We start from the raw sequence: 25,434 nt of genomic DNA, 5'->3' as shown, positions 1-25,434 counted from the left end.
CGAACACGGAAGTTAAGCTCTTTAGCGCCGATGGTAGTTGGGGGCTTCCCCCTGTGAGAGTAGGACGTCGCTAGGCACCTGAAAAAGTCGAGGATATATTCCTCGGCTTTTTTGTTTGCGATTTTTCTCTGCCAATTATTAAGCCGAAGGTTGAGGGATGGAAAATTTTATCCAAAAGCCGATGCTAAGAAACATAGCATATATTTCGATGACGGAGCAAAATATTGAGCGCTAGTTAACGAAGATGCAGGATCTGATAACTTGTTAGTTTTGAATACAGTTTAAAATTAATTCTAAAGTCATTTTTATAATAAAAGAAAAGAAAGTACATTGAACAAAGATTGATCAAAATACTTTCTTTCCTGTAATTTAGTAAACAGTTTTTATAAATATGTTTGATTATTTTTTATAGCTCTTGTTCAAATGTTATAATTCAATGTATCTAAAAAACGTTGATGGATTAACGAGACAAATTTCTTTTACGCATAGAGTGTAAACAATAAATCATTAACGATGTCAAAAATAATCATCCTTCATCAAACCCTAAATTAATCGGCTCTAACGGCAAGTTTTCTTGACCAAGCATATTTGTTAAAGTAACAGATAAATCTACTTCTTCAAACTTAAATCCATCAGCCCATACTTTACCTGTTCCTATTAATAAAATACCGAAGTGAATAGAAGCACTTTCTTTTGGTACATCTAATACAACCGAATAGAAGTTCCAGTCCGTTGTACCCTGAATAGGTCTATTATCCATGTTATCAAACTGAATCACATCACCTGTACTATTATCTACTCGACACCAAACTCCACATTTTACAACTTCGTCTGTTTTTAAGAAACAAGACAGTTTTATACGTTTTCCTAACCAATTTTCTGCTGAAAAGCTTTGCATCATTGTCCCGAATTGACCTTCACCTACATCTGTTTTCGAAGACAGTAAACCTGATTTTATGCCCGTATGAAATACGTGTCCATCGGCTTTCATTTCATAAAAAGTTGGGTGTGAACCACTTAAAATCCAGCCTTTAATTGTCGTTAAATCACTCATGTTTTTCTCCTCCGTCCCTTGAAGTGTTCGCATGATTTTGCGATATTTACCTGGTGGCATTTTATATAGCTCTTTAAAAGAACGTGTGAATGCTTCTTGTGATTGATAACGTAACTCAAACGCAATTTGAAGTATCGATTCATCTGAATGTAATAAATACATTGCTGCTAGTGCCAGTCTTCGTTTTCGAATATATTCACTTATCGTCAATCCAGTTTCTTGTTTGAAAATACGTGATAAATGAAATTTTGAATAGCCAATATGTGATGCATAATCATCTAACTGCCATTCATCTAATAAACACTCTTCTAAAGAATAAATTACATCTTGAGTTACTTTGCTATACATTTAGCTCACCTCACTTCCTAATTTTAGAGGATTTATAATTTTGTTTTTTGATATTAATTGCTATGTTACTAGTATGAAAAATTAACTTCGTAATATAATCTCAAAAGAGGGGATGTTATAAAATCAAATTCCTACTTCCGCTAGCCTGATCTGTTAGAAAAAAAGCGTTTCAATTTATTATAGGAACGCATCCGTTAAATAGATATACTTATAGGGAATATAAATTATTTTAGACCAAACTTCATTTCAACCTGGTGACGTTTATTTATAACGCCTGCAAATTAGCAGTAGATCGTCTCAATGCTTTAGCAGGAATCCATATGTTAGTAAATTATAGGTAGTCGTACTATTCCCGCCATGAAATACTAGCAATGGTTCACCTGATAGATTGCCAGTTTCAATGATATGTGTTCTTCCAAAACGAGTATGAACGTAAACATTCTTACATGAATAATCCAATTTCTTTAATTGTGCATCATAAAGCTTTAATGACATTTCTCTTCCAGATTGTGTTTTGTAAAGACTCATATAGTCCTCTCCCATATCTATATTTTTCTACCAATTCCTATTTATATGTCACCATTCATGGATAGTGTCCTATTCTTATTAAACGAAAGCAACCCGTTAGCCATCCATGTAGCGCAAAAACCAGCGCTACACCACAGAAAATGAAAGATGATTACGTTCTTTCATGGGAGTTTAATAAGAAAAGCAAATCTAATAAAGAATAGTACATACTTATGATACGGTTCACCTTAATGTAGTTAGTTTCCATTTTCTATATATATCCTTACCAGCAATTCATCGCTATTTTCACCCTGACAACGTATAATAAGAGAAGCAGAAGAAGAATTCATTTTTCCTCTAGTTAAAAAAAGAGGTGCAATTACTTGAAACAATTTGAAACAGCATTACCTGAGCAGTATGAAACATTAAAAAAACAGGCCAATTATACGTCTAGCTGGCGAGAGCGTTTAGACGCAGTCGAAATGTTATCGGCTTATCAACATGACAAAATCATAGATTTATTAAAAAATCGTATGCAGCATGATACTGTCAACAAGGTGCAATTAGCAGCCTATGAAGCACTCGCGGCGTTTGGTGAGGACGTAGAGAAGCCATCACCTGCACGTTTTGATATTATCAAAGGCACAGACAAAATTTTCCTGCGGGTGAAAAAGAGCTTGCCGAAGGACCATACAGTGACAGACTTTGCGGATAAACTAAAACGTATGCGTTTAGATGTCTTTGATGCGTATGAAGGCGACAAAGGTGTACAATTTATGAACTGGTTAGAGGAACGTTGGGCAAAACTATAATCAGTAGTTTTGCGATTTATGAAGGAAAGTCATTCTCTCCGCTTGTGGAGAGAATGGCTTTTTCTTATCTTACGCTGCGGTTCATCGAAACTAATATTAAATTGTATTACTGCTTTTCTTTGTTCATCTATCTTTATTGTTTAATGATAAAACAAACACCTTATTCAACTAACCCACCCCGTTAGCGCAAGAAGAGATTGCTCTAATTGAACAATCTCCCTCAATAGTTGTGGAGCAACAATCTTTTGAAAAACATCCAAATTTAAAAACATTAGGCTGTTTTCGTATAGATTGTTGCTCTTTAAAAAAGGCAGACTTATTCTACAAAACGTGTAGAATAAATCTGCCTTTTGTTTTGATATTTAGTGAATCGAAAATTTAGCTAAAGCACCCGTTAGTTTAAGTGTAATGTTTCACAAACTTTCATAACGAATGGTTTCTGTTTACTGTTTTATAGGTCTTTCAAAAATCAATTCATAGTATGACCCTACTGCAACTCCTGAAGTTTCAAAGTCAGGGGAGAAAATTTGAACAAAACGCCATCCTTGTTTTGCGTGATTTTTAATTACTTCTCGATAGTCTTCATTAGGTTTACTAGATATATTCTTTTAAAATCTTGTTTTAACTGTATGTTTTTATCTGTTATTAAGTGTTACAATTACTTGTGGTTTTCCACTTATTACCTTAATTGTACGTTGAAAAAAGATGGGGGAGATACAAAATGAAGAAAATAATGTCAGGGTTAGTATTAACGTTAAGTTTAGGTTTATTCCATTATTCATATGCAAGCGCAGGACCGCTAGTTAAATCAGAAGAGAATGTTAGACCAATAGAAATCGTTGCGAATGGTGAATTTATAAAGATGGATGCACATCCTCTGATGGATAATAACCGTTTATTTGTTCCCATCCGAGCGCTTGCATCTCTTGGTCTTTCTTATAGTTTTAACTCAACGACTAGCGTTGCTACAGTTCAAAATAAAGAGGGAGATTATCTAAAAATAAGTGCAAATAGCAGCACTGCCTATAAAAATGACAAGGCTATTCAAATGGATGTACCTGCTCAAAATAGCAATGGCCGTATTCTTGTTCCTATCCGATTTGTCTCTGAATCCTTAGGGTACAAAGTTCAATATGAATCCATTCGCAAATTTGTTTTTGTTAACTCACAGGACTATTCTTTTGATTCAAAATTATTGTATCAGGATGACCTTCAAGCAGCGCGTAAAGCTGCTATCGCATTACCAATCAACAGGGATTTCATACCACTTGGTACATTAGATGGTTATCGTTTGCACCAATATACGTTTCCTCATGGAAGAGCAGACACTTACTATTTTAATGATGGAAATTATACATTTGTACAAATCAAAGAAGGCGATGCAATAGCCATTGGACAATTATACCGGGAAAGAGGAAAACCATCTCAGGCAAGAGGGAATGTTTCACCCGAAATGAGTTTAGATAGAGACCCGTTTATGGAACCTTTTGATCATCGTAGTGTACTCTTTTTTGAGAACGACGATGGTATGGCTACAATAGTTTACCAGGAAGATAAAAATGAACAGGTAAATATTAAAACAAAAATGAATATTTATTCTGATATCATACAGAAACTTCCTGACCACAAATGAAGTAGTTGATTTAAATTTAAGATGGGACTGTCCCAAAAGGGGTATTTTAGCCAAAAATAAATAAAAAGAAAAAGACAGAAACATTGATTTAACAACGTTTCTGTCTTTTCGATTTTATGTGAATTTACTTCAAAAGGGACTTATGAGACAGCCTCATCTACTTAAGCATTAATACCAGCTTTTTTTAATGAAGCAGTCAAGTTACCGTTTGAGGTTGCATAAGTAAATCGTTGTGGAGTGGTTTGTTGAATATAACCTGTTGGCCAGAAAATCTCATTTACTTTACCCGTTGAATCAAATAGTGTCCAAGGGCCTCCTCATGTGACAATTATTATTAAATTATTCCTGCTGTAGTAATCTTTCTCGTTAATTTAAGAAGTGATATAAACAGGATTTTCTTGATGTACCATAATAAATCCTTCTTCAACTAAACTGCTTCTTTAGTTTAAGTAGAAAAAGCCCAGGCTTCAAATTAATTGAGTACTTGGACTTTGGTGTTACATTATCAAATTGTTTTAGCCATTGTTATATTCGTAATTTCATAACCCATTTTTTCGTATAAGCCACGTGCAATTTTATTATGACAAAAAGGTTTAGACCAATTTTATTCATACCTAACTCTTTAGCCATAATCTCAGCTTCTTTCATTGCTTTCTTCTTGCCATATCTCTGCCCTTGATATTGTTCGAAAATCAGAAGATTATTAAACAAAATAGAAAAAAGTGGAGTTACTATCATACGATAATAACTCCACACACCTTGTTATTTCCAATTAAAACCTTTTTTCGCTAAGAAATCTTTGATATGAGGACGGCGTTGTTCAATTAAAAAATCAGCCATTTGCTTTGTCCAGTTATCAATTTTTCGATTGGATGAGCGATTATTGTAGTATGCTTCCATTGTGTCGTTGTAAGCTGGTAAAAGCTCCTCGTACTTTTCTGCATTGTATTCATTTTCATGTAATACTGCTGAAACCGGTAAACGAGGTTTTACTTCATTGCGACGAGCAGGAACCCCAATTGTTAAGCCGAATAGTGGGAAAACGTAGTCAGGTAGATTGAATAATTCGCTGATTTCCTCAGGCTTATTACGCACTCCTCCAATATAACAAATCCCATACCCCATAGATTCTGCAGCAACGACAAAGTTTTGAGCGAATAATGATACATCAGCTACTCCAACAAGTACGTTTTCTGCCGAATCAGCCACAATATCTACGCCTTCTAGTTTACCTGCTGATTGAAGACGCTTGAAATCTACGCAGAAGACAAAGGCACCGCCAGAAGTTTCGTATTGACGAGGATTACCAGAGAGCAATCCTAATTTTTCTTTTTTCTCCGTATCTGTTACCCAAATGACACTATAAGCTTGTACAAAATGTGATGTAGCAGCCATTTGTGCAGTAGCAATTAATTCTTCAATAATTTCCTTTGAAATCGGATTTCCATCATAAATACGAACCGAAGAGTGGTTCCGTAATAATTCTTTAACCATTAATAAAATCTCCTTTTTCCCTTATATATATCAAGAGCATATCACGCTTCTTCTTCAAAATCGAATTTATTCGATGTTAAAATTATTTTTGAATAATTTGCAAACGCGTAAAATTTCTCGTAAAGTAAAATATTTTGTTAAATATAGATTAAAAATTCTAAATAGTATAAAATTATGTATGCGACGGTTTATTTGGTTGTGTTTATAATTACTGGAAATTTAAGGGGAATTGAACCAAGTAATCTAGTTGAACAAAATTAAGTGGGATGGAGGAATAAGGAATGGAAGAAAAGTTGGCGAAGAAGCTTCGTAATGAACAGCTACGGAGCAAGGTTGTAACAGCAGAAGAAGCAGCATCTTGGATTAAGGATGGTATGGTACTTGGGATGAGCGGATTTACACGTGCTGGTGACGTTAAAGTGGTACCTCTTGCACTTGTAGAGAAAGCTAAAAAAGAGAGCTTCCAGGTAGATGTATATACAGGTGCATCACTTGGCCCAGAAGTTGACCAATACTTAGCAGAAGCTGGTGTTATTCGTAAACGTGGACCTTTCCAAGCGGATGCAGGTATTCGTAATAAAATCAACAGTGGTGAAATCGCATTTGTCGATGCGCACCTGTCACATAATGCGGAACTAGTACGTCAAGGTATTATTGGTCCTATTGATTTTGCGATTATTGAAGCGGCTGCAATTACAGAAGACGGCCTACTAATTCCTACAACTTCAGTTGGTAACTCTCCAATTTTTGTGCAAGAGGCAGACCAAATAATTATTGAGTTGAACGTAGCGCAGCTTGATGCATTAGAGGGTGTGCACGATATTTTTGTGCCAGGACCACAGGGGAAACGTGATCCAATTCTATTACAAAAGGTATCAGATCGACTTGGCGCAACAGGTATTCCACTAGACTTAGATAAAGTAAAAGGTATTGTTATTTCAGATATTTTAGATGCGCCATCAACGATCGTTCCTGCTGATGAAGAAACAGATATTATGGCCAATCATTTATTAAATTTCCTACGTGAAGAAATTAAAGTTGGTCGTTTAACGACAAGCTTACGACCAATCCAATCAGGTGTAGGCTCAGTAGCAAATGCCGTATTATTAGGCTTTAAAGATTCTGAGTTTGAGAACTTAGAAGTATATTCAGAAGTGCTACAAGATGCAGTATTTGAATTAATGGATGCGGGTAAGGTGAACTTTGCATCTGCTACTTCTATTACCCTTTCCGAGGAAGTTGGAAACCGAGTTTATGGTAATTTTGAAAAATATGCAGATAAACTAGTATTACGTCCACAAGAAATTTCTAACCAACCAGAAGTTATTCGCCGACTCGGGTTAATTTCTGTTAATACAGCACTAGAAGTAGATATTTACGGGAATGTGAATTCTACGCATGTTTCTGGTACAAAAATGATGAATGGAATCGGTGGTTCTGGAGACTTTGCACGAAATGCGCGATTAGGTATTTTCGTCACAAAATCTTACGCAAAAGGCGGAAATATCTCTAGTATCGTTCCAATGGTATCGCATGTAGACCATACGGAGCATGATGTAGACGTAATCGTAACAGAGCAGGGAGTAGCAGACCTGCGTGGGCTTGCACCAAAAGAACGGGTAGCACTAATTATCGATAACTGTGCACACCCTGAATATCGTGAGCAATTATGGAATTATTTTAACGATGCCAATGAAGCAACAGGCGGACACCATACGCCACATAATCTAGAAAAAGCACTTTCATGGCATGTGAATTACGCAAAAAATGGTACGATGAAGGACCCCGCATTATTGAAATAATAAAATATTAAAAGCCTTGAAGGAGACAGCTTATCTGCTCCTTCAAGGCTTTTAGTTGTTAATAATGTATACCAAAAAGCTCGGGCATCCCAGGAAGTAATCAGGTATCCCCAAGAAGTGATAGGGTAGGCCCCCGAATTGATCAGCTAAGCCCCTCGAAATGCTCAGAAAGTCCAGTTACAAAGTTCCTACTTACAATAATCCAATCCACTTCCAATACGTTGCAGAGAATAGAAGAACTAGGATGTACCCAATAATCGTTAAAGGAATACCCGATTTTAAGAAATCCTTTGTTGTAAAGGCTCCTGTACCGTAGGCAAGCATATTTTGTGGTGCACTAATAGGTAAGAGGAAGCCAAAGCTAATAACAAATTGTTGCACGATAACGAATCCAACCTGATCGACATTAGCTGTTAACGTAGAAGCTAAAACGATAAATACCGGCACAAGTGCAGATGCTAAACTTGTTGCACTCGCAAAGCCTAAGTGAATAAGAATATTAAATAATGTAACAAGTGCGATAGTGGCAAGGATTGGCATAGAATCTAAACCGAGTGAACCGAATACCTTATCAGATAACCACGATGCACCTTTTGTATTAAGTAAAACTGTTCCTAGCATAATTCCTACTGCAAAGACGATAATTGTTCCCCAAGGAATGTGAGGTTCGACTTCTTTCCACGAATAGACCCCGATTTTTGGCATTAATAAAATGGCGATTGCAACGATTGTGACTGTTGTAGTATCGAATGGGTGAAGCTTACCCTCAGCAGCCCAGAAAAACAGTAAAACTACCGATGTTATGATTAAACGAATTTCGGGAGCTTTTAATGGACCGAGATCCGCAAGCTGCTTTTTGATTACCTCTTTACCACCTTCAATATTACTTGTTTCAGGTTTAATCAGTGTAATCATAATGAAAAATAGAGCCACTGACATGATGATTGAGAAGGGGGCAGCGTAAAGTAACCAAGAACCCCAAGAAATATCCACACCAAATTGTTCTTTGATGAAGTTTAAAGCGACCATATTTTGGGCTGCTGCCGTTTTAATACCGATATTCCAAATGGAGACAGCCTGCACAGAGGTAATGACAAGTAAAGCAGCAAGTCGACTATCACGTGGTAAGCCAAATGCTGCGACCATTCCTAGTAGTATTGGTACAACTGCGCCTGCACGTGCAGTAGCAGAAGGGACAAAGAATGCGAGCGCTATAGATACTAAAATAGCACCAAATACAATGGCTTTCGTTTTTGTCCCTACTAGTGACAGTATCCATAGCGCAAGACGTTTATGTAAATTGGTAATTTGCATGGCTGCTGCTAGGAAAAGAGCAGCGGCTACTAGTGCAACAGCAGAGTTACTAAATCCACTTAATGCCAATTTTAACGCATCTGATGTTCCTAGCACTGTCGCTGGATCTTCCATTGATGGAGCTAAACCTAGTAAAATTGTAACAAGAGCAATAATCATGGCTGAGCTAACGGGGTAGGATACTGCTTCAGTAACCCAAAGAATGACTGCGAAAGCTAAGATGGCTAGAGCTCGTTGTCCAGCTACAGGTAAATCGCCGTTGTTAGGTAAAAAAGTAATGATGATTAGTAAAGCGAAGGCTAATCCAATCCAGAGCGGCTTCAAATTACGTTTTGGTTTTGCTTGTTCAGAAGTAGACATACTTTTTCATCCTTTCTACATGACTACAATTTTCTATAACATCGGCTAGTAAGATGCTTTTTTAAGAAAGTAATTTGTATATTTATTGTAAAAAAAACCAGTATGTGAAATACTCTCTATTTATAGCGATAATAGGCGGTTACGAGAAAATATATGGTCATAGAAAAGACAAAAATATCCAAAGTAATATTATTTCTTTTTCTTGAATGCAGAAGTTACTTTAGGCTCAGTTCCCTGAATTAAGCGTTGTATATTTTCGATATGCAAAATGATCGCTATTCCTAAAAGTAGTAGGGCTATAATTGTCGGGCCTACTCCAGGAATCCATAAATATGTTGCTGTACAAAAAACAAGATAAAATTCAAGTACACCGACAATTAGATAATTCGTCGTGAAGGACAAAAGAACAAATAAAATGAGTGCAAATAAACCAATTTTCCAATCGATTGCAAGTAATATCCCTATGATTGATGCAGTTCCTTTACCGCCATTGAAGCCCATATGGAATGGGAAATTATGACCAAGAATGACACCAGCAGCTATGATATAGGTTAAGAGCCAAACTTGTATTTCTGTTAAATGTGTTGCATCTGCTAGATAGATATGGGCACTGATAATAGCTGCTACGCCTTTACCAATATCGATAAGTGCAACTAATACGCCGTATTTCCATCCAAGGGAAAGTGTTGCATTGGATGCACCTGCATTGCCATGACCAGTCTTTTTTAAATCTACCCCGGATAAAAACTGAGCAACTTTAGAGCCGTGAATACAACCAATTAAATAACCAACAAGAAGAAAAATGATAACGGCTTTTAACATAAAAGTTCTCCTTTCAAAATAAATAGGATCATCACCAAAATTTAGGGCTAACACTTTAAAACGTATGTCATTGCATATAAGTTGATTGGAGTGGAGACTGGGCGACTCCTTGGGATCTGTGCGAAAGCGAAGCGACAGCAACAAAGCGCCCAGTCGGAACGGAAATCAACCCAACTTTTGGTGGTAAACCAATAGATACTAAAATAGTGTATGCGTTCGTTTTACGTAAAAAAGCAGACAGAAGTTTCGGAAAAAATAAAATTTTATTGTTGACAGAAAAAAAGTCTATGTTTATACTGTGTAACAACGATGGAAATTGAATCTCATACTCTTATCAAGAGCGGCGGAGGGATAGGCCCTATGATGCCCGGCAACCAGTAAGTGACGAACTTGCTAAGGTGCTAATTCCTACAGATTCTTACTTGGATCTGGCAGATAAGGGGAGGAAAACTTGCAACCGCAACCCTCTTCTTAGCTGAAGGGGGTTTTTGTTTTCTACAGAAAAAATCCTCCTCATCTCCGGTACCATCGTAAAAAAGTAACCATTTGGAGGTAGACAATGACAAATTTTAAACCAGAAACATTGCTGTTACATGGTGGCCAAGAGCCAGACCCGGTAACAGGATCTCGCACAGTACCCGTATATCGCTCAACAGCTTTCGTTTTTAAAGACACAGCTCATGCGCAACGTCTTTTTGCTTTAGAGGAAGCGGGCAATATTTACACACGTATTACAAACCCAACTGTAGATGTTTTTGAAAAACGCGTCGCTTTATTAGAAGGCGGTACAGCAGCGGTAGCACTTTCATCTGGTGCAGCAGCTATTGCATTTTCAATTTTAAACCTTGCTGGGGCAGGGGATGAAATTGTTGCAGGTAGCTCTTTATACGGAGGTACTTATAATTTATTGGCAAACACACTACCAAACTACGGTATTAAAACAATTTTTGTAGACGAAACAAATCCAGAAAATTTCAAAGCAGCTATTACGGATAAAACAAAAGCGGTGTTCGCTGAAATTTACGGTAACCCAAGTTTAAAAGTGCTAGACATTGAGGCAGTAGCGAATATAGCACATGAAAACGGCTTGCCATTAATTATTGATAGCACATTTGCTTCACCTTATGGCTCAACACCAATTGACTTCGGTGCCGATATCGTCGTTCATTCCGCAACAAAATGGATTGGAGGCCATGGTACAACTTTAGGCGGCGTTGTCGTAGACGCAGGGAAGTTTGATTGGACTCGTGGACGTTTCCCAGGCTTTACTGAACCAGATGCTTCTTATCATGGTTTGCGTTATGGTATTGACACAGCAGCGGCTGCATTTGCCACAAAACTGCGAGTGCAATTACTACGCGACTTCGGTCCAACATTAAGTCCAGATGCAGCATTTAATTTATTACAAGGTTTAGAAACGCTTCATTTGCGTATTCCTAAACACAATGAAAATGCGTTAGCGGTAGCTGAATATTTACGAAACCACCCATCTGTGGAATATGTAAATTACAATGGCTTAGAAGATTTCCCTACTCATGATTTAGCAAAAAAATATTTGAGAAATGGCTTCGGTTCAGTGCTTACATTTGGTATTAAAGGTGGACGTGAAGCAGGGCGTAAATTAATCGATAGTGTGAAATTATTCTCGCACGTAGCAAATGTAGGGGATGCTAAATCATTAATTATCCATCCAGCATCTACTACACATCAGCAACTATCAGCTGAGGAGTTAATCCAAACTGGCGTAACCGAGTCGCTCATTCGCTTATCCATCGGTTTAGAGGCAGTGGAAGACATTATTGCAGATTTAGAACAAGCTATTGAACAAGTAACAGCTTCACAGCAAAAAGTAGAAGCTTAATAAATAAAATTAAAGAAATTTCCGTTCGACATAAATAGAAATCTAATCGGTTATGACTACTCCCGAAAAAAGTCGGCACGAGAAGTAGACAGGGGATCTATGCTTGCTTGGAGAAGCGCCTTGCATATACGCAATATGTCCGTTAATGTTGCGCACCAGTACTTGAGTACAAACTCTTTTCAGGAAGAAAAGGTAAGGTACTTTAATCCAAATATTCTAGAACTCCACTGCTTTAGCGGTAGGAGTAGTTAGATTGGCTAATGTTGTAGCGTTTACGTATTTTCTCATTCGATAGGCCTCATTTGGTAATGCGTAAAACGTTGCTGCATCAACCGCTCGCCCCATTTGGTGAGTTATTTGAAGTTTTTTATAAATAATACCTAGTATCTTTATAAGTATTATTGACTTGCTTAAATCCTTGTTATATACTAGGATTTAAGTTCAGTGTTCGAAAGGGTAGTACCAACCTAGAACCAATTTAGTTTTCATAAGTGCTCCCCCACTTTTGAATATATATGAAGAAGAGTAGTTGCACAGCCAGCAGCTACTCTTATCTAAAAACTGATGATAAAGGAGTGTTTTAAATGGGAAATGTTTATAGTGCGCAAAACATTGCATCTTATCTTATTTATGAGTTAAATGAAGGTCATGTGTTTGTGAACAACATGTCCATACAAAACATACTTGCGTCAGTTGAGAGTAATTGGCAACAGACCTTTGGACATTCTGCTTTTAAAGAAGTCGTTTATGCCAAAGAGGAAAACTATACAGTAAAAGAAGTTTTCGAAGCTTATGAGAGCTATGGAGCAAGTCATATTTCTCTACCTGCGACAGAGTATTACTTGAAATACGGTACATTCCAATTAGTTGAACGTACGTATGCAATACCAAATTTTACGCAAGAGGAAATAAGACTGGTGCAACAAGCTTTAACACAATATCGTTATAAATTACTAGCCAAAGCTAGTTAATTATCCCTCATATAATTGGGCTCATTCTCTGCTGCTACAGGGAATGAGTTTTTTAATTAGATCAGGAAGAGAGACTAGCATAATTGAAAAATTTTTTAATCAATATATTTCAAAAGAACAATTTTTATAAATGTCTTTACATACATATATATAATAGAAGAAAGGCATTCATTTTGGCTCATCGGACGCCCCCATGAAGCTCTGCTCTGCGCGACAGCGAAACGACAGCAATCTGCGCGAAAGCGAAGCGACAGCAACAATGTTTTATCTGTGCGAAAGCGTCAGCGGCAATGTTTTATCTGTGCGAAAGCGAAGCGACAGCAACAAAGCGCCCAGTCGGAACGGAAATCAACTACACGCTATGGTGATGATCCTTATTTTTTTATAAAGAATCGTCAATATTTGTTCAATTATTATAGATCCAAGCGAAAAATCATATAATAAAAGGGATGAAAACGATTTCTTCTGCACGTCTAGGAGAAACAAATGTCCATCCTAGAAAGATTTTTCTTGTGCAATGTATGTATTTGCGTTACAATTTTCTTTAAGTTAAATTTTGAATTATTTGAATTTGTATGTATTTTACAGCTTTTTATCTTCTTTAGGCGAATATTTTTATGATGAGGGCGAAATGCCATGACTAAATATCTGTCTGAAAACGAAGTGTTAGAAATACAGTAAGCTGCAAGTTTGCGAACAATTCAAAATCTGTGCGAATTAAGCTGAGGCGTAATAAAATTTAATGAAACTGCGGAATGTAAGTTGGAGGGAATATAGGAATGGCAACTATAAAGGCAGCTATATTAGGATTTGGAACGGTAGGTCAAGGAATTTACCATATATTAAACGAAAAGCGTGAAGAGCTTAAAAATAAATTAGGAATTGAGCTAGAGGTAGCAAAAATATTAGTTACAGACGCTAGCCGCGAACGTGTACCAGGCACAGCGCATTTAATGACAACTAGTATGGATGAAGTCTTAGCAGAACCGGGTCTGCAGGTTGTTTTTGAAGCAATCGTAAATGAGGAGCCAGCATTTACTTACTTAAAGCGTGCTGTTGAGCATAAATGCCATGTTATCACAGCTAATAAAGTAATGTTTGCAAAGCGGGGCTTAGAGCTGCAGGATCTTGCAAAAGTAAATGGTGTTTTTGTAGGATTTGAGGCAACAACTGCTGGTGGTGTACCTGTTATTAAAACGATGAAAAATATTTTGCTTGTCAATGATGTTAGTCGTATTCAGGGTGTTTTAAATGGTACATCTAACTATATTTTAACGAAAATGCGTTCACAGGGCTGGTCGTTCGAAACAGCTTTAAAAGAGGCGCAAAATTTAGGTTATGCAGAGGCAGATCCATTTAATGATATATCAGGTCAGGATGCCTTTAAAAAATTAATGATTTTAAGTGCATTGGCATTTGGTGAGCAACCAGATTGGGCTGACGTAGAAGTAATCGGCATTGATAACATTTCGGCAGAGCAAGTGCAAGAAGCATGTGAAAAAGGCCTGCGTTATCGCCACGTTGCAGAGGTTGAGAAGCTAGCTGATGGAAAAGTGCTCGCAAAGGTTGGTCCACAATTAGTTGATAAAGAACATCCACTTTACCCCGTTGATGACGTGAATAATGCTGTGGCATTGGATACAAATTATATTGGTACATTAACGTTAATTGGACCTGGAGCAGGTATGTATCCAACAGCTAGTGTGATGGTTGAGGATTATGCGGAAATTATCGGTAAGCGAGCTGGGTTTGTTGTAACAATATAATAGATGGAATTGATACCTAAACAATTAAAAATGCCTATCATTCAGCAATGTTCAATTGTTTGAATGATAGGCATTTTTTAATCCTCATCTTTAACATCAATATCCTCTGGAATCGGTGTATTACGCCAAATTTCGATCTCCTCTTTAATACGATCTAACTGCTCAAAATAAGTGCTGAACTGCCCGCTATTAATCAATATTTGATCTCCATCGTACACTGAGCGGATGCGTCCCTCATAAACTAGGCGCAGTACTTGATCCTCTGGCATACTAAGCTCAATGGCTGTTTCTTCAATTGTTTTATACATAATTTTCGCTCCTTTTGTTGTTTTTATTATAACGTCCCTTGAAAAGAAAGCATACTGTGGCTAATGAAAGAAAAATAAAAATGGTAATTGTTTGGTTTTGGATAAATCTGTATTATTAATGTTAATGAGTGGAAAAGGTCAAGGAGGTAATAAATGATGTATCCATTTTTCGTACTTCTAGCGGCTATATTATGGGGCATGACAGGAACTGCACAAACATTTTTAGATGCAGGAGTATCTCCGCTAGCAGTAGCAACAATTCGTTCTGCAATTGGTGGCGGACTATTATTAGCTATTACTATTTTTCTGCGTAAAATTAACTTTCTTAAATGGTCGTGGAAATGGACAATTTTAGCTGCCGCGAGCATTGCATTATTCCAAGGTCTTTTTTTCTCATCAATACGTCTAACAGGTGTAGCTATTGGAACAGTTGCAACGATTGGTAGTGCCCCTGTGTTTTCTGGCGTTTTAGAATGGGTACTATGGAAAACACGGCCGACAAAGGTGTGGGGAATAGCAACGGTAATGGCAATTCTCGGCTGTATTTTATTATTAGTTAATAATGGGGATAAGGCTGTGCATATGGGAGGTATTGGACTAGCCCTTTGTGCAGGTCTCTCCTTTGCATTGTACACAAATATTAGTAAAAAGCTTATGACGCAAGAGGGGGCATTACCTGCAGTAGCGATGACGTTTTCAATTTGTGCGTTATTTTTACTTCCATTCTCGATAAATGGAGGCTTTAACTGGTTAGCTGTCCCACATAATCTATGGACGATGCTTTTCATGGGGATTATGTGTACAAGCATTGCCTATTTATTGTTTTTAAATGGCCTTCAGAAAATTAGTTCATCGACGGCCGTTACACTATCCCTAGCAGAGCCTTTGACTGCAGCGATGCTAGGTGTATTTTTAGTTGGCGAATATTTAAGTATGACTTCATGGATAGGCGTTGCAATGTTATTAGGCGGTATTGTTGTACTGACATTAGGGGGAAGAAAAAAGATTTGAGAACAAGTCATACAAGACAATCTTTTTATGTAAAATCTTTAACTTCTTTCAGCAAATGTCTTTTGTAGCGCAAGCGAAGCGGCTCATCAGAAGCCCCCAGGAAGCTTTGCTCTGTGCGAAAGCGACAGCAACAAANGCGAAGCGACAGCAACAATGTTTTATCTGTGCGAAAGCGAAGCGACAGCAACAATGTTTTATCTGTGCGAAAGCGAAGCGACAGCAACAATGTTTTATCTGTGCGAAAGCGAAGCGACAGCAACAATGTTTTATCTGTGCGAAAGCGAAGCGACAGCAACAATGTTTTATCTGTGCGAAAGCGAAGCGACAGCAACAATGTTTTATCTGTGCGAAAGCGAAGCGACAGCAACAATTGTTTTATCTGTGCGAAAACGAAGCGACAGCAACAGCAACAACAATGTTTTATCTGCGCGAAAGCGAAGCGTCAGCGGCAAATGTTTTCTGTAGCGAAAGCAAAGCGCCCGGCCGGAACGGAAATCACCCCACGTTATGAGTCACATTAAAACCTTAAGAAATTCTTCATTTTTATAATAGCTGGTTTTTAAGATTTACAAGATACACTATTAATTGAGAGCGAGGTGTATATCATGACGAAACTAACAGTTCTTGTAACAGACGATGATCAAGATATTCGTGATGGTATTGAAATCTATTTAAAAAATGAAGGCTACAATGTCATTAAAGCTGCTGACGGCTTAGAGGCAATTGAAAAGCTAGAAAACAATGAAGTACATTTAATTATTTTAGATATTATGATGCCAAATATGGATGGAATTACAGCGACATTTAAGATTAGAGAAGAGCGCAATATTCCAATTATTATGCTAAGCGCGAAGGCGGAGGATGGCGACAAAATTCATGGATTGTCTGTAGGTGCAGATGATTACGTCACAAAGCCTTTTCATCCATTAGAGTTGTTGGCTCGGGTAAAATCACAGCTACGACGTTATGTACAGCTTGGGACATACAATGATGAAGCGGCAAAGGTGGAAATTGACGGACTTGTATTAGATGAGGACGCAAAGGAAGTCATTTTAGAAGGGGAGCCTGTTCGATTAACACCAATAGAATATAAAATTACGGAATTATTAATGAAAAACGCAGGGCGTGTATTTTCGATAAGAGAGATTTATGAGCGTGTATGGAATGAGGAAGCTTACAATGCAGAAAATATTGTGGCTGTACACATTCGAAAAATACGTGAAAAAATCGAAGCAGATCCGAAAAATCCACGCTATTTAAAGGTGGTGTGGGGCGTTGGCTATAAAATGGAAAAATAAAATAGAGCAGTATGTTACAATTGCAGGGTTTGTAGCAGGGGTTATTGGATTAATTTATTTTGGCGTATATGCGTATCAGATAGTAACTGCCCGCTCTTCAGAGATGCTACAATTGCTCGAGAGAATTTTTTAGAGGGGAGTTAAAAGGATGTTGAAAAATTGGAAATCTCTTCTCGCTCTTATATGTTTAATCTGGGTAATTTTCGGTATATTTACGTTCTCTAATGTCGGGTACAAATATATTGGAAAGTCCTATTTTCATTCTGAAAGTTTCCAGCATGAAATAGATAATTTTCAGTCAGAGTTAGGACCATTAGTGTTAAATTTACCAACTGCTGAGGATTTAAAAAGTAAAATCGTGGTTACACAAAGTGAAATTGAAGAACATCGTAATCGCTATGGAACATTAGGGCAACAGATAGAAAATATTAAAGCTCAATACGAGGAGCGCATTCAAGAAGCTGCTAATGTAAATGCAACGGATTTAAAAACAAAGCTTGAGAAAGAGCGAGATACAACAATTAAAGATATTACGGCGAATTTTGAGGATGATGAGCATGTCCATAAAAAAATTCTTGCTCAAAAGGAAGCGCTTGTTGATCAATATATAAAGAAAGCGCAAGATGAAGCAAAGAGCTTTGTGAAAAATAATAATTATTGGTCTTATGAATTAAAGAACACGGAAACAGGCGAAACATATCGTTCAGGTAATATTACGGATAGAAGTGCGTTCGTAATAAATTATACGGGGCAACAACCGTTAACTACTTGGAATATCAGTGAGAATTTAAGCCCAATTTTTTATCAAACTGATATTCACGTAGATACAGAAAATTTCAGAGAAACAACTGATTACACGGGCACCATAACAATCTCAAAAAATTCAGCACAAGCAGTGTACATCATGGAAGGCTATGACCATTTTACACGTAATCAATACATTTACTTTTTTATATGGTTAACGAGTATTATAGCGGCTATTGTTGCGTGGAAAGGGCGTAAAGAAGTGCTGCAAATGGTACAAGGTATAAAAGAAAAAGAAGCACTTGCAAAGATGAAAATTGATTTCCAGCTTGTTTTATTGTTGGTAATCGGATGTATGTATTTGTTAACTATGGAAATTTCTCACGAAGCAATTGAATTTTTTTACCAAGGTAATTATGTGAGCTTTTTAATGGATTTACTAGTAAAAGCAGGTGCACTATTAATTATTGCTATTCTGTTCTTTGTACAGCTAATTTGGCTGTATGATCGAGTGAATACTGTAAAAAAACTAGAAGAGAATTTAAAAGCTAGCTATTTATGGTCACTAGGTGAATCAATTACAGATTTATTTTTAAATCGTTCCATTGGATTGCATTCTATAGTGATGATTGGAGCAGCATTTTTCGGTGGTGGAAGTCTTGTTGCTTCCATGTTACGAGGTGGTGGATTCCCTGTTCTAGTATTGGGCATCTGTACACTTATCGGTATACCAGCCATGATTCTCTTCCTTTCTAGAATGGGCTATTTAAACCGAATTATGAAGGATACAAAAGACATGGCCGAGGGACGTTTAAATCGTGATGTTAAAGTAATGGGCAAATCACCACTTGCAGAGCATGCAGAAAATCTTAATCATTTAAGGGAGGGCGTACGCACGTCCATGCATGAGCAGGCAAAAAGTGAACGTTTAAAAACAGAGCTTATTACGAATGTTAGTCATGATTTACGCACACCGTTAACGTCCATTATTACGTATACAGATTTACTGAAAAATCCTGATATTACGGAAGAAGAGCGTAAGCAATACATTCATATCCTTGATAAAAAATCAGAGCGCTTAAAATTACTGATTGAGGATCTTTTTGAAGTGTCTAAAATGGCGAGTGGTAATATGGAGCTTCATCGTACTCGAGTAGACTTATCTCAGCTTGTACAGCAGGCGGTAGGGGAGCATGAGGAAGATTTAGCACAGGCACGTTTAGATTTACGTATGACAAAACCAGATGAGCCAATCTATGCGTATGTGGATGGTCAAAAATGGTGGAGACTGATTGATAATTTAATTGTCAATGTATTGAAATATGCATTAGAAGGCACACGTGTTTATGTTACATTAAAGCGTACTTCTGAGGGCGATGCGGAATTCACCGTGAAGAATGTCGCAAAATATGAAATTAGCGAGAATGCCGATGAGTTATTTGAACGCTTTAAGCGAGCGGATGCTTCGCGCCATACAGAGGGCTCAGGGCTCGGCTTAGCCATCGCACAATCCATTGTAGATTTGCATGGTGCTCGTATGAGTATAGAGGTAGATGGAGATTTATTTAAAGTAATCGTTCGAATTCCAGCAGCATAGACAAAAACAGCGGCAAACATTCTGCCGCTGTTTTCTTTGCTTTGAAAACAAAATGCGTGAGGAAACCCTTGTGAATGTTGTGAATTTCTATCCGTCACTTCGGCTCTTCATTCCGTTGTTTAGGCTCTTCATTCCGTTGTTTAGGTTCTTTTATCCGTCGCCTTGGACCCTCATTCCGTCGCTTCGGCTTCAATCCGTCGTCTTGGACCTTCATTCCGTCGCTTCGGCTTCTATCCGTCGTCTCGGACCCTTATTCCGTCGCTTCGGCTCTTCAATCCGTCACCGCGGCTCTTCATTCGGTCGCTTCGGTTCTTCAATCCGTCATCTCGGACCTTCAATCCGTCGCTTCGGTTCTTCAATCCGTCGTCTTGGACCTTCAATCCGTCGCTTCGGCTTCAATCCGTCACCGCGGCTCTTCAATCCGTCGCTTCGGCTTCAATCCGTCGTCTCGGACTCTTATTCCGTCGCTTCGGCTCTTCAATCCGTCGCCTTGGACCCTCAATCCGTCGCTTCGGCTTCAATCCGTCGTCTCGGACCCTTATTCCGTCGCTTCGGCTCTTCAATCCGTCGTCTCGGACCTTCAATCCGTCGCTTCGGCTTCAATCCGTCGTCTCGGATCCTTATTCCGTCGCTTCGGCTTCAATCCGTCATCTCGGACCTTCAATCCGTCGCTTCGGCTCTTCAATCCGTCGCTTAGGTTCTTCTATCCGTCGCTTCGGTTCTTCAATCCGTCGTCTTGGACCTTCAATCCGTCGCTTCGGTTCTTTTATCCGTCGTCTTGGACCTTCTATCCGTCGCTTCGGCTTCAATCCGTCGTCTCGGACCCTTATTCCGTCGCTTCGGCTCTTCAATCCGTCATCTCGGACCCTCATTCCGTCGCTTCGGCTTCAATCCGTCGTCTCGGACCTTCAATCCGTCGCTTCGGCTTCAATCCGTCACCGCGGCTCTTCATTCCGTCGCTTAGGTTCTTCAATCCGTCGTCTCGGACCTTCAATCCGTCGCTTAGGCTTCAATCCGTCACCGCGGCTCTTCATTCCGTCGCTTCGGCTCTTCAATCCGTCGTCTCGGACCTTCAATCCGTCGCTTCGGCTTCAATCCGTCGTTTCGGACCCTTATTCCGTCGCTTCGGTTCTTCAATCCGTCGTCTCGGACCTTCAATCCGTCGCTTCGGCTTCAATCCGTCACCGCGGCTCTTCATTCCGTCGCTTAGGTTCTTCAATCCGTCGCTTCGGCTTCAATCCGTCGTCTCGGGCCCTTATTCCGTCGCTTCGGCTCTTCAATCCGTCGCTTAGGTTCTTCAATCCGTCGTCTTGGACCTTCAATCCGTCGCCTCGGGCCCTTATTCCGTCGCTTTGGCTCTTCAATCCGTCGCTTAGGTTCTTCAATCCGTCGTCTTGGACCTTCAATCCGTCGTCTCGGGCCCTTATTCCGTCGCTTCGGCTCTTCAATCCGTCGCCTTGGACCCTGATTCCGTCGCTTCGGCTTCAATCCGTCACCGCGGCTCTTCAATCCGTCGCTTCGGTTCTTCTATCCGTCATCTCGGACCTTGATTCCGTCGTCTCGGACCCTGATTCCGTCGCTTAGACTCTTCAATCCGTCATCTCGACCCTCGTTTTGCCAAAAAGCCATACTTTATTTAATATCACACATTAATTTCATTACATAATAGATTTTCTTAGTTATAAGCCTAAATTCTTAGCAATAATTACTTTCATAACTTCGTTGGTACCTGCATAAATGGACATGACAGGAATGTCTCGATATCTTCTAGCAATCTTGTATTCCTCCATATAACCGTAGCCGCCATGTAACTGCATACACTGGACAGCAAGCTCACGTGCATTTTCTGTTATCCAGTATTTTGCCATCGAAACTTTTGTCACAACATCATTTCCTGCGATATGTTCCTCTATTAAAGATTCTAAAAATGATTTGCCGAGTTCAATTTTCGTTGCCATTTCGGCTATTTTAAATTGCGTATTTTGGAAGTCACTTATTGATTTTCCAAAAGCTTCGCGGGATTTTACATAATCTATTGTTAAAGCAAGCATGTCCTCAGCAGCTGTTTGTGCGGCGATGGCTACTGCTAAACGCTCTTGTTGCAGCTTTTCCATCATATAAATAAAGCCTTTACCTTCTTCACCAAGGAGATTCTCTACAGGTACGCGACAATCCTCAAAATATAGCTCGGCAGTGTCCTGCGCGTGCATGCCAACTTTCTCGAGCTTACGACCTTTCGTGAAGCCTGGTGTCCCGTCTTCAATGACAAGGAGGCTAATGCCACGATGTTTTTTTTCTGCTTGAGGATTTGTTTTTACAGCAACGACCGCTAAATTTGTATGAATACCATTTGTAATAAATGTTTTTTGTCCGTTGACGATATAGTGATCGCCATCACGAATAGCAGTTGTTTGGATGTTTGCCAAATCTGAACCTGTACCTGGCTCTGTCATAGCAATGGCTGTAATATTTTCACCTGTAACACACTTCGGTAGCCAGCGTGATTTTTGCTCATTGGAGCCGAATGCTTCAATATAGGGCACGACAATGTCATTATGCAAGCCAACGCCAATAAGACTCGAACCTACACGCTCTAGCTCCTCTTGAATAATAACGCCAAAGCTAAAATCTAACTCGAGACCCCCATATTGTTCTTCTACTTGAGGACATAGATAGCCCATTTCCCCAAGCTTACGCCAAAACCCAAGTGGAATAAGATGATCTTTCTCCCATTGAGAATAGTGCGGCTCGGCTTCATCTGCTAAAAACTTACGTAAGGTTTTACGAAATAACTCATGCTCTGTTGATTCGAACTTATATCTTGTCATTTGAACAACACCCCTTTTTTTCCCTCGTACATGCGTAAATTTTCTCTTGCAATCATAATGTTACCGAAATATTCAGAGAAATCAAAGCATATTATTCTTAGATTTTTTACATAATCTTATAATTAGATAGAATTGTAAGAGGGGATCTTACATAACATAGGTTTGATTTCATAGGAGCTTTCCTGGGGCATCCGATGAGCGCTACAGGGTCTCATCTGTAATCCCAGAGGAGTAAATCAGCTTCCAGTGTGGCTGGTGTAAACGACTTCGTGTAATAGCCTAGATTACGATATTATCAGTTTCCTAATTAGATTGTCATGTAAATCATACGATTGAATAATCAGGAATATGTACACTTGATATAAGAAGCCAATTTGTTGTCCTTTTCCACTTGCTTTCTATAAGAAGAATATTCAAAGTACTTAGTGTAAATATGAATGTTAAGTATAATGCTATAATCGACTAAACTATAGGAAAGTAGGGGACTGAAATGCCTAAAGTAATTGGAGGAATTCTTTTAATAAGTATATATAGTGCAATAACTTTTTACTTAGGGTGGGGATTAAGACAGTGGCTTGTGGCGATGGGCTGGTTCCGTTATCCAATTTTATATTGGTTAGTGCTGTATATCATTGCGTTTAGTATTATTATTAGTAGATTGCATGAGTCCTTACGAATGTTTTCAATAATCCATAATTATTGGATGTTTATTTTTGAATACGGATTATTGCTTTGCTTGACAGCAAACTTGGTTATTTGGCTAAGTCCCTTTAAAAATGTACAGATAATTGGTAGTATAGCAATTGCTATGTTGTTTGTACTAAGTATTGTCGGCACCTATTTAGCGTATTCTCCTGTTGTCCGTCATTTAGAAATAACGATGGATAAAAAGAGTAGTGAGCTAGAGTCGATGAAAGTTGTAGTTGCATCAGATTTTCATTTAGGTGTTCTATCACATAAAAAACATTTACAGCGCTTTGTTACTTTATCGAATGAAGCAAAGCCGGATATCGTCTTTCTAGTTGGAGATATTGTGGATGACGATCCCAAATGGTTTGTTAAAGAGGGAATGGCAGATGTGATGAAGCAATTAACATCTACATACGGAGTGTATGGTGTACTGGGCAATCACGAGTATTATGGCAAGAAAATTCCTGAGTTTGTTGAAGAGATGGAAAATGCTAATGTGAAAATTTTGCGTGATGAAACTATTAGAATCGACGATGCGTTAATATTAACGGGTCAAGAGGATATTACAAACAAGAATAGAAAGCAACTAGATGCATTGAAGTCAACAGATGACTTGCCTTGGATTGTCATGAATCATACCCCAAATGATTTAATTACGCCTGCAGAAATGGGTGTAGACTTCCATATGTCAGGTCATACGCATAAAGGCCAATTATGGCCAAACCAATATATTACGGCTCGTGTATTTGAGCTTGATCATGGTTATAAGATGAAGGAGCAAATGCATACACTTGTTTCATCAGGCTTTGGCTTTTGGGGTCCTCCTATGCGAATAGGTAGCCGTTCTGAATTATGGGTAGTGGATATAAACTTCCGTTAGTTGGGGAATATGGCAGTTGGAGTAAGATGAATGATTCAGCTAGCTTGGCAGACAACTACTGTTGAAAAGTTGTAATTATAGTAATAAAGGTTGGGGTGACATTTGTTAAAACCGTATGCCATTAAGTTGATTGGAGTTGAAGCGAAGCGGGTAGAGGAACGAAGGCTAAAAGCAGCACGTCCTGTGATAACGCCTTCGTGACCAACCTCGTGTTGGCCCGACGCCCCCAGGAAAGCGCCAGCCGGAACTGAAATCAACCCTACGTTATGGTGATGAGGCCGTCTATTCATAACTAAATGCTATAGCCATTGTATATGAAAAAGAGTATTTTATAATATGTGGATATTTAATTAATAAAAGGTAAGGTGACAACGTGGATATCATAGAATTATTAAAGGCACTTATATTAGGCTTTGTCGAAGGAATGACAGAGTTTGCGCCAGTGTCGTCGACAGGTCATATGATTATTGTCGACGATATGTGGCTAAAGACAGAGGAGTTTTTAGGGAAGTATCCTGCCAATACATTTAAAATCGTTGTACAGCTAGGCTCCATTTTAGCCGTAGTCGTTGTTATGTGGAAACGAATGTTAAATTTAGTTGGACTCTATAAAATTGATGGCCAAACGACATCGGTGAAAGGTCACTTCAATTTAGTGCATGTTATTGTAGGTATGTTGCCAGCAGTTATATTAGGTTTTGCATTTAAAGATTTTATCGATGATCATCTATTTAAAGTGGAGCATGTTATTTATGCTTTAGTAGCTGGGGCACTTTTAATGATTGCTGCAGATAAATTAGCACCGAAAAGACCAAAAGTGGATTCTCTAGATAAAATTTCTTATGGTTTAGCATTTAAAGTAGGTTTAGTGCAATGCTTATCACTTTGGCCAGGGTTCTCCCGTTCAGGTGCAACAATATCTGGTGGTGTACTATTCGGTATGAGTCACCGTGTAGCGGCAGATTTTACTTTCATTATGGCGGTACCAATTATGGCAGGTGCTAGTCTAGTATCTGTACTGAAAAACTGGGATACGCTATCTATGGATTATTTTGGCTTCTATGTAGTGGGCTTCATTAGTTCATTTATCTTTGCATTACTTTCTATTAAATTCTTCTTAGCACTTATTTCAAAAGTGAAATTAATGCCATTTGCTGTTTATCGTTTAGTACTAGCTGCTGTACTAGCGGTTATTATCTTTATGTAAATAAGAAAGTCACTCTTCTGTTAAAGAATGGGTGGCTTTTTTAGTTTGAAATTTGATATTTTATATTTATTTTAGTATTTTCATCTTGTTTTGAAATGAATTGAATAGTTATAAAGTATTATATTGA

Annotated in this window: 26 protein-coding genes and 1 riboswitch; of the genes, 13 read left to right on the top strand and 13 right to left on the bottom strand. The window is 38.4% G+C overall.

The genetic code is table 11. The annotated features are described in order from the left end of the window. Positions 1-526: 526 nt before the first annotated feature. Together AN161_RS09295 and AN161_RS09290 are read right to left on the bottom strand one after the other, a co-directional pair. On the bottom strand, positions 527-1,402 hold the full coding sequence (locus AN161_RS09295; protein ID WP_053594082.1) for an AraC family transcriptional regulator: 876 nt from the start codon (positions 1,400-1,402) through the stop codon (positions 527-529). Positions 1,403-1,699: 297 nt separating this feature from the next. Continuing rightward, on the bottom strand, positions 1,700-1,930 hold the full coding sequence (locus tag AN161_RS09290; RefSeq protein WP_053594081.1) for a hypothetical protein: 231 nt from the start codon (positions 1,928-1,930) through the stop codon (positions 1,700-1,702). A 362-nt stretch (positions 1,931-2,292) separates the two neighbouring features. On the opposite strand from AN161_RS09290, the gene AN161_RS09285 reads away from it, so the two are divergent. After that, a complete protein-coding gene (locus AN161_RS09285) occupies positions 2,293-2,721 on the top strand; it encodes a HEAT repeat domain-containing protein (RefSeq protein ID WP_053594080.1) in 429 nt (142 codons plus the stop codon). Positions 2,722-3,164: 443 nt separating this feature from the next. Here the strand turns inward: AN161_RS09285 and AN161_RS27490 are convergent, their stop codons facing one another. Next, positions 3,165-3,323, bottom strand: a complete 159-nt coding sequence (locus tag AN161_RS27490) for a DUF4177 domain-containing protein (protein ID WP_075807213.1) — start codon at positions 3,321-3,323, stop codon at positions 3,165-3,167. A gap of 119 nt (positions 3,324-3,442) precedes the next feature. On the opposite strand from AN161_RS27490, the gene AN161_RS09280 reads away from it, so the two are divergent. Continuing rightward, positions 3,443-4,354, top strand: a complete 912-nt coding sequence (locus tag AN161_RS09280; RefSeq protein ID WP_053594079.1) for a copper amine oxidase N-terminal domain-containing protein — start codon at positions 3,443-3,445, stop codon at positions 4,352-4,354. Positions 4,355-4,879: 525 nt separating this feature from the next. On the opposite strand, the gene AN161_RS09275 is transcribed toward AN161_RS09280, so the two are convergent. Then, positions 4,880-5,092: a hypothetical protein gene (locus AN161_RS09275; protein ID WP_241774534.1), complete on the bottom strand. Its 213-nt coding sequence runs from the start codon at positions 5,090-5,092 to the stop codon at positions 4,880-4,882. A 24-nt stretch (positions 5,093-5,116) separates the two neighbouring features. Then, positions 5,117-5,848 (bottom strand): class II chromate reductase ChrR, encoded by a 732-nt coding sequence (gene chrR / locus AN161_RS09270; RefSeq protein WP_053594078.1) that lies wholly within the window; start codon positions 5,846-5,848, stop codon positions 5,117-5,119. Between the two features lie 281 nt (positions 5,849-6,129). Between chrR and AN161_RS09265 the strand changes: the two genes are divergently transcribed. Then, positions 6,130-7,650, top strand: coding sequence for a succinate CoA transferase (locus AN161_RS09265; protein WP_053594077.1), 1,521 nt, complete (start codon positions 6,130-6,132; stop codon positions 7,648-7,650). 192 nt (positions 7,651-7,842) lie between these two features. On the opposite strand, the gene AN161_RS09260 is transcribed toward AN161_RS09265, so the two are convergent. Next, positions 7,843-9,324 carry a DASS family sodium-coupled anion symporter gene (locus tag AN161_RS09260; RefSeq protein ID WP_053594076.1) on the bottom strand — a complete coding sequence of 494 codons (1,482 nt, stop codon included), beginning with the start codon at positions 9,322-9,324 and terminating at the stop codon, positions 7,843-7,845. 189 nt (positions 9,325-9,513) lie between these two features. After that, complete coding sequence (locus AN161_RS09255) at positions 9,514-10,146, bottom strand: glycerol-3-phosphate acyltransferase (RefSeq protein ID WP_053594075.1); 633 nt, start codon at positions 10,144-10,146, stop codon at positions 9,514-9,516. 328 nt (positions 10,147-10,474) lie between these two features. Continuing rightward, a riboswitch (SAM riboswitch) is annotated at positions 10,475-10,588 on the top strand. A gap of 117 nt (positions 10,589-10,705) precedes the next feature. Here AN161_RS09255 and AN161_RS09250 point away from each other — a divergent pair. The 4 genes from AN161_RS09250 to AN161_RS09240 all read left to right on the top strand — a co-directional run bounded on the left by AN161_RS09250 (position 10,706) and on the right by AN161_RS09240 (position 14,744). Continuing rightward, complete coding sequence (locus AN161_RS09250; RefSeq protein WP_053594074.1) at positions 10,706-12,007, top strand: O-acetylhomoserine aminocarboxypropyltransferase/cysteine synthase family protein; 1,302 nt, start codon at positions 10,706-10,708, stop codon at positions 12,005-12,007. A 584-nt stretch (positions 12,008-12,591) separates the two neighbouring features. Then, positions 12,592-12,978 (top strand): hypothetical protein, encoded by a 387-nt coding sequence (locus AN161_RS09245; protein WP_053594073.1) that lies wholly within the window; start codon positions 12,592-12,594, stop codon positions 12,976-12,978. 193 nt (positions 12,979-13,171) lie between these two features. Then, positions 13,172-13,366 carry a hypothetical protein gene (locus AN161_RS28720; RefSeq protein WP_143114697.1) on the top strand — a complete coding sequence of 65 codons (195 nt, stop codon included), beginning with the start codon at positions 13,172-13,174 and terminating at the stop codon, positions 13,364-13,366. Positions 13,367-13,757: 391 nt separating this feature from the next. Beyond that, on the top strand, positions 13,758-14,744 hold the full coding sequence (locus tag AN161_RS09240) for a homoserine dehydrogenase (protein ID WP_053594072.1): 987 nt from the start codon (positions 13,758-13,760) through the stop codon (positions 14,742-14,744). A 77-nt stretch (positions 14,745-14,821) separates the two neighbouring features. Here AN161_RS09240 and AN161_RS09235 read toward each other — a convergent pair whose 3' ends face one another. Beyond that, positions 14,822-15,052: an excisionase gene (locus tag AN161_RS09235; protein ID WP_053594071.1), complete on the bottom strand. Its 231-nt coding sequence runs from the start codon at positions 15,050-15,052 to the stop codon at positions 14,822-14,824. Between the two features lie 153 nt (positions 15,053-15,205). On the opposite strand from AN161_RS09235, the gene AN161_RS09230 reads away from it, so the two are divergent. From AN161_RS09230 to AN161_RS09215, 4 genes are all read left to right on the top strand, one after another. After that, entirely contained in the window at positions 15,206-16,063 is an 858-nt protein-coding gene (locus tag AN161_RS09230) for an EamA family transporter (protein ID WP_053594070.1), read from the top strand. 605 nt (positions 16,064-16,668) lie between these two features. Further along, positions 16,669-17,361 (top strand): response regulator transcription factor, encoded by a 693-nt coding sequence (locus AN161_RS09220; protein ID WP_053594068.1) that lies wholly within the window; start codon positions 16,669-16,671, stop codon positions 17,359-17,361. Continuing rightward, positions 17,339-17,494, top strand: a complete 156-nt coding sequence (locus AN161_RS30325) for a hypothetical protein (protein WP_206743143.1) — start codon at positions 17,339-17,341, stop codon at positions 17,492-17,494. The genes AN161_RS09220 and AN161_RS30325 overlap by 23 nt, the downstream gene beginning before the upstream one ends. A 15-nt stretch (positions 17,495-17,509) precedes the next feature. Beyond that, positions 17,510-19,702 carry an MFS domain-containing histidine kinase gene (locus tag AN161_RS09215; protein ID WP_053594067.1) on the top strand — a complete coding sequence of 731 codons (2,193 nt, stop codon included), beginning with the start codon at positions 17,510-17,512 and terminating at the stop codon, positions 19,700-19,702. 416 nt (positions 19,703-20,118) lie between these two features. On the opposite strand, the gene AN161_RS29560 is transcribed toward AN161_RS09215, so the two are convergent. The 5 genes from AN161_RS29560 to AN161_RS09205 all read right to left on the bottom strand — a co-directional run bounded on the left by AN161_RS29560 (position 20,119) and on the right by AN161_RS09205 (position 22,530). After that, a complete protein-coding gene (locus AN161_RS29560; RefSeq protein WP_206743142.1) occupies positions 20,119-20,265 on the bottom strand; it encodes a hypothetical protein in 147 nt (48 codons plus the stop codon). 84 nt (positions 20,266-20,349) lie between these two features. Then, complete coding sequence (locus tag AN161_RS28715; RefSeq protein ID WP_143114692.1) at positions 20,350-20,553, bottom strand: hypothetical protein; 204 nt, start codon at positions 20,551-20,553, stop codon at positions 20,350-20,352. 221 nt (positions 20,554-20,774) lie between these two features. Beyond that, the gene (locus AN161_RS29555; protein WP_158002998.1) at positions 20,775-20,921 is read right to left on the bottom strand and encodes a hypothetical protein; all 147 of its coding nucleotides are present in this window, start codon (positions 20,919-20,921) and stop codon (positions 20,775-20,777) included. Next, positions 20,918-21,211, bottom strand: a complete 294-nt coding sequence (locus AN161_RS09210) for a hypothetical protein (protein ID WP_143114690.1) — start codon at positions 21,209-21,211, stop codon at positions 20,918-20,920. Before AN161_RS09210 ends, AN161_RS29555 begins: the two co-directional genes overlap by 4 nt. A 170-nt stretch (positions 21,212-21,381) precedes the next feature. Then, positions 21,382-22,530, bottom strand: a complete 1,149-nt coding sequence (locus tag AN161_RS09205; protein WP_053594065.1) for an acyl-CoA dehydrogenase family protein — start codon at positions 22,528-22,530, stop codon at positions 21,382-21,384. A 490-nt stretch (positions 22,531-23,020) separates the two neighbouring features. Here AN161_RS09205 and AN161_RS09200 point away from each other — a divergent pair, with 490 nt between their 5' ends. Both AN161_RS09200 and AN161_RS09195 read left to right on the top strand, forming a co-directional pair. After that, positions 23,021-24,100 (top strand): metallophosphoesterase, encoded by a 1,080-nt coding sequence (locus tag AN161_RS09200; protein WP_053594064.1) that lies wholly within the window; start codon positions 23,021-23,023, stop codon positions 24,098-24,100. A 373-nt stretch (positions 24,101-24,473) separates the two neighbouring features. Beyond that, entirely contained in the window at positions 24,474-25,307 is an 834-nt protein-coding gene (locus AN161_RS09195; RefSeq protein WP_053594063.1) for an undecaprenyl-diphosphate phosphatase, read from the top strand. Positions 25,308-25,434 lie beyond the last annotated feature (127 nt).

Source organism: Lysinibacillus sp. FJAT-14222 (assembly GCF_001278875.1).
Lineage (GTDB): Bacteria > Bacillota > Bacilli > Bacillales_A > Planococcaceae > Lysinibacillus > Lysinibacillus agricola.
The sequence above is the reverse complement of the archived record's forward strand: the minus strand, read 5'-3'. Positions and strand labels throughout refer to the sequence as shown.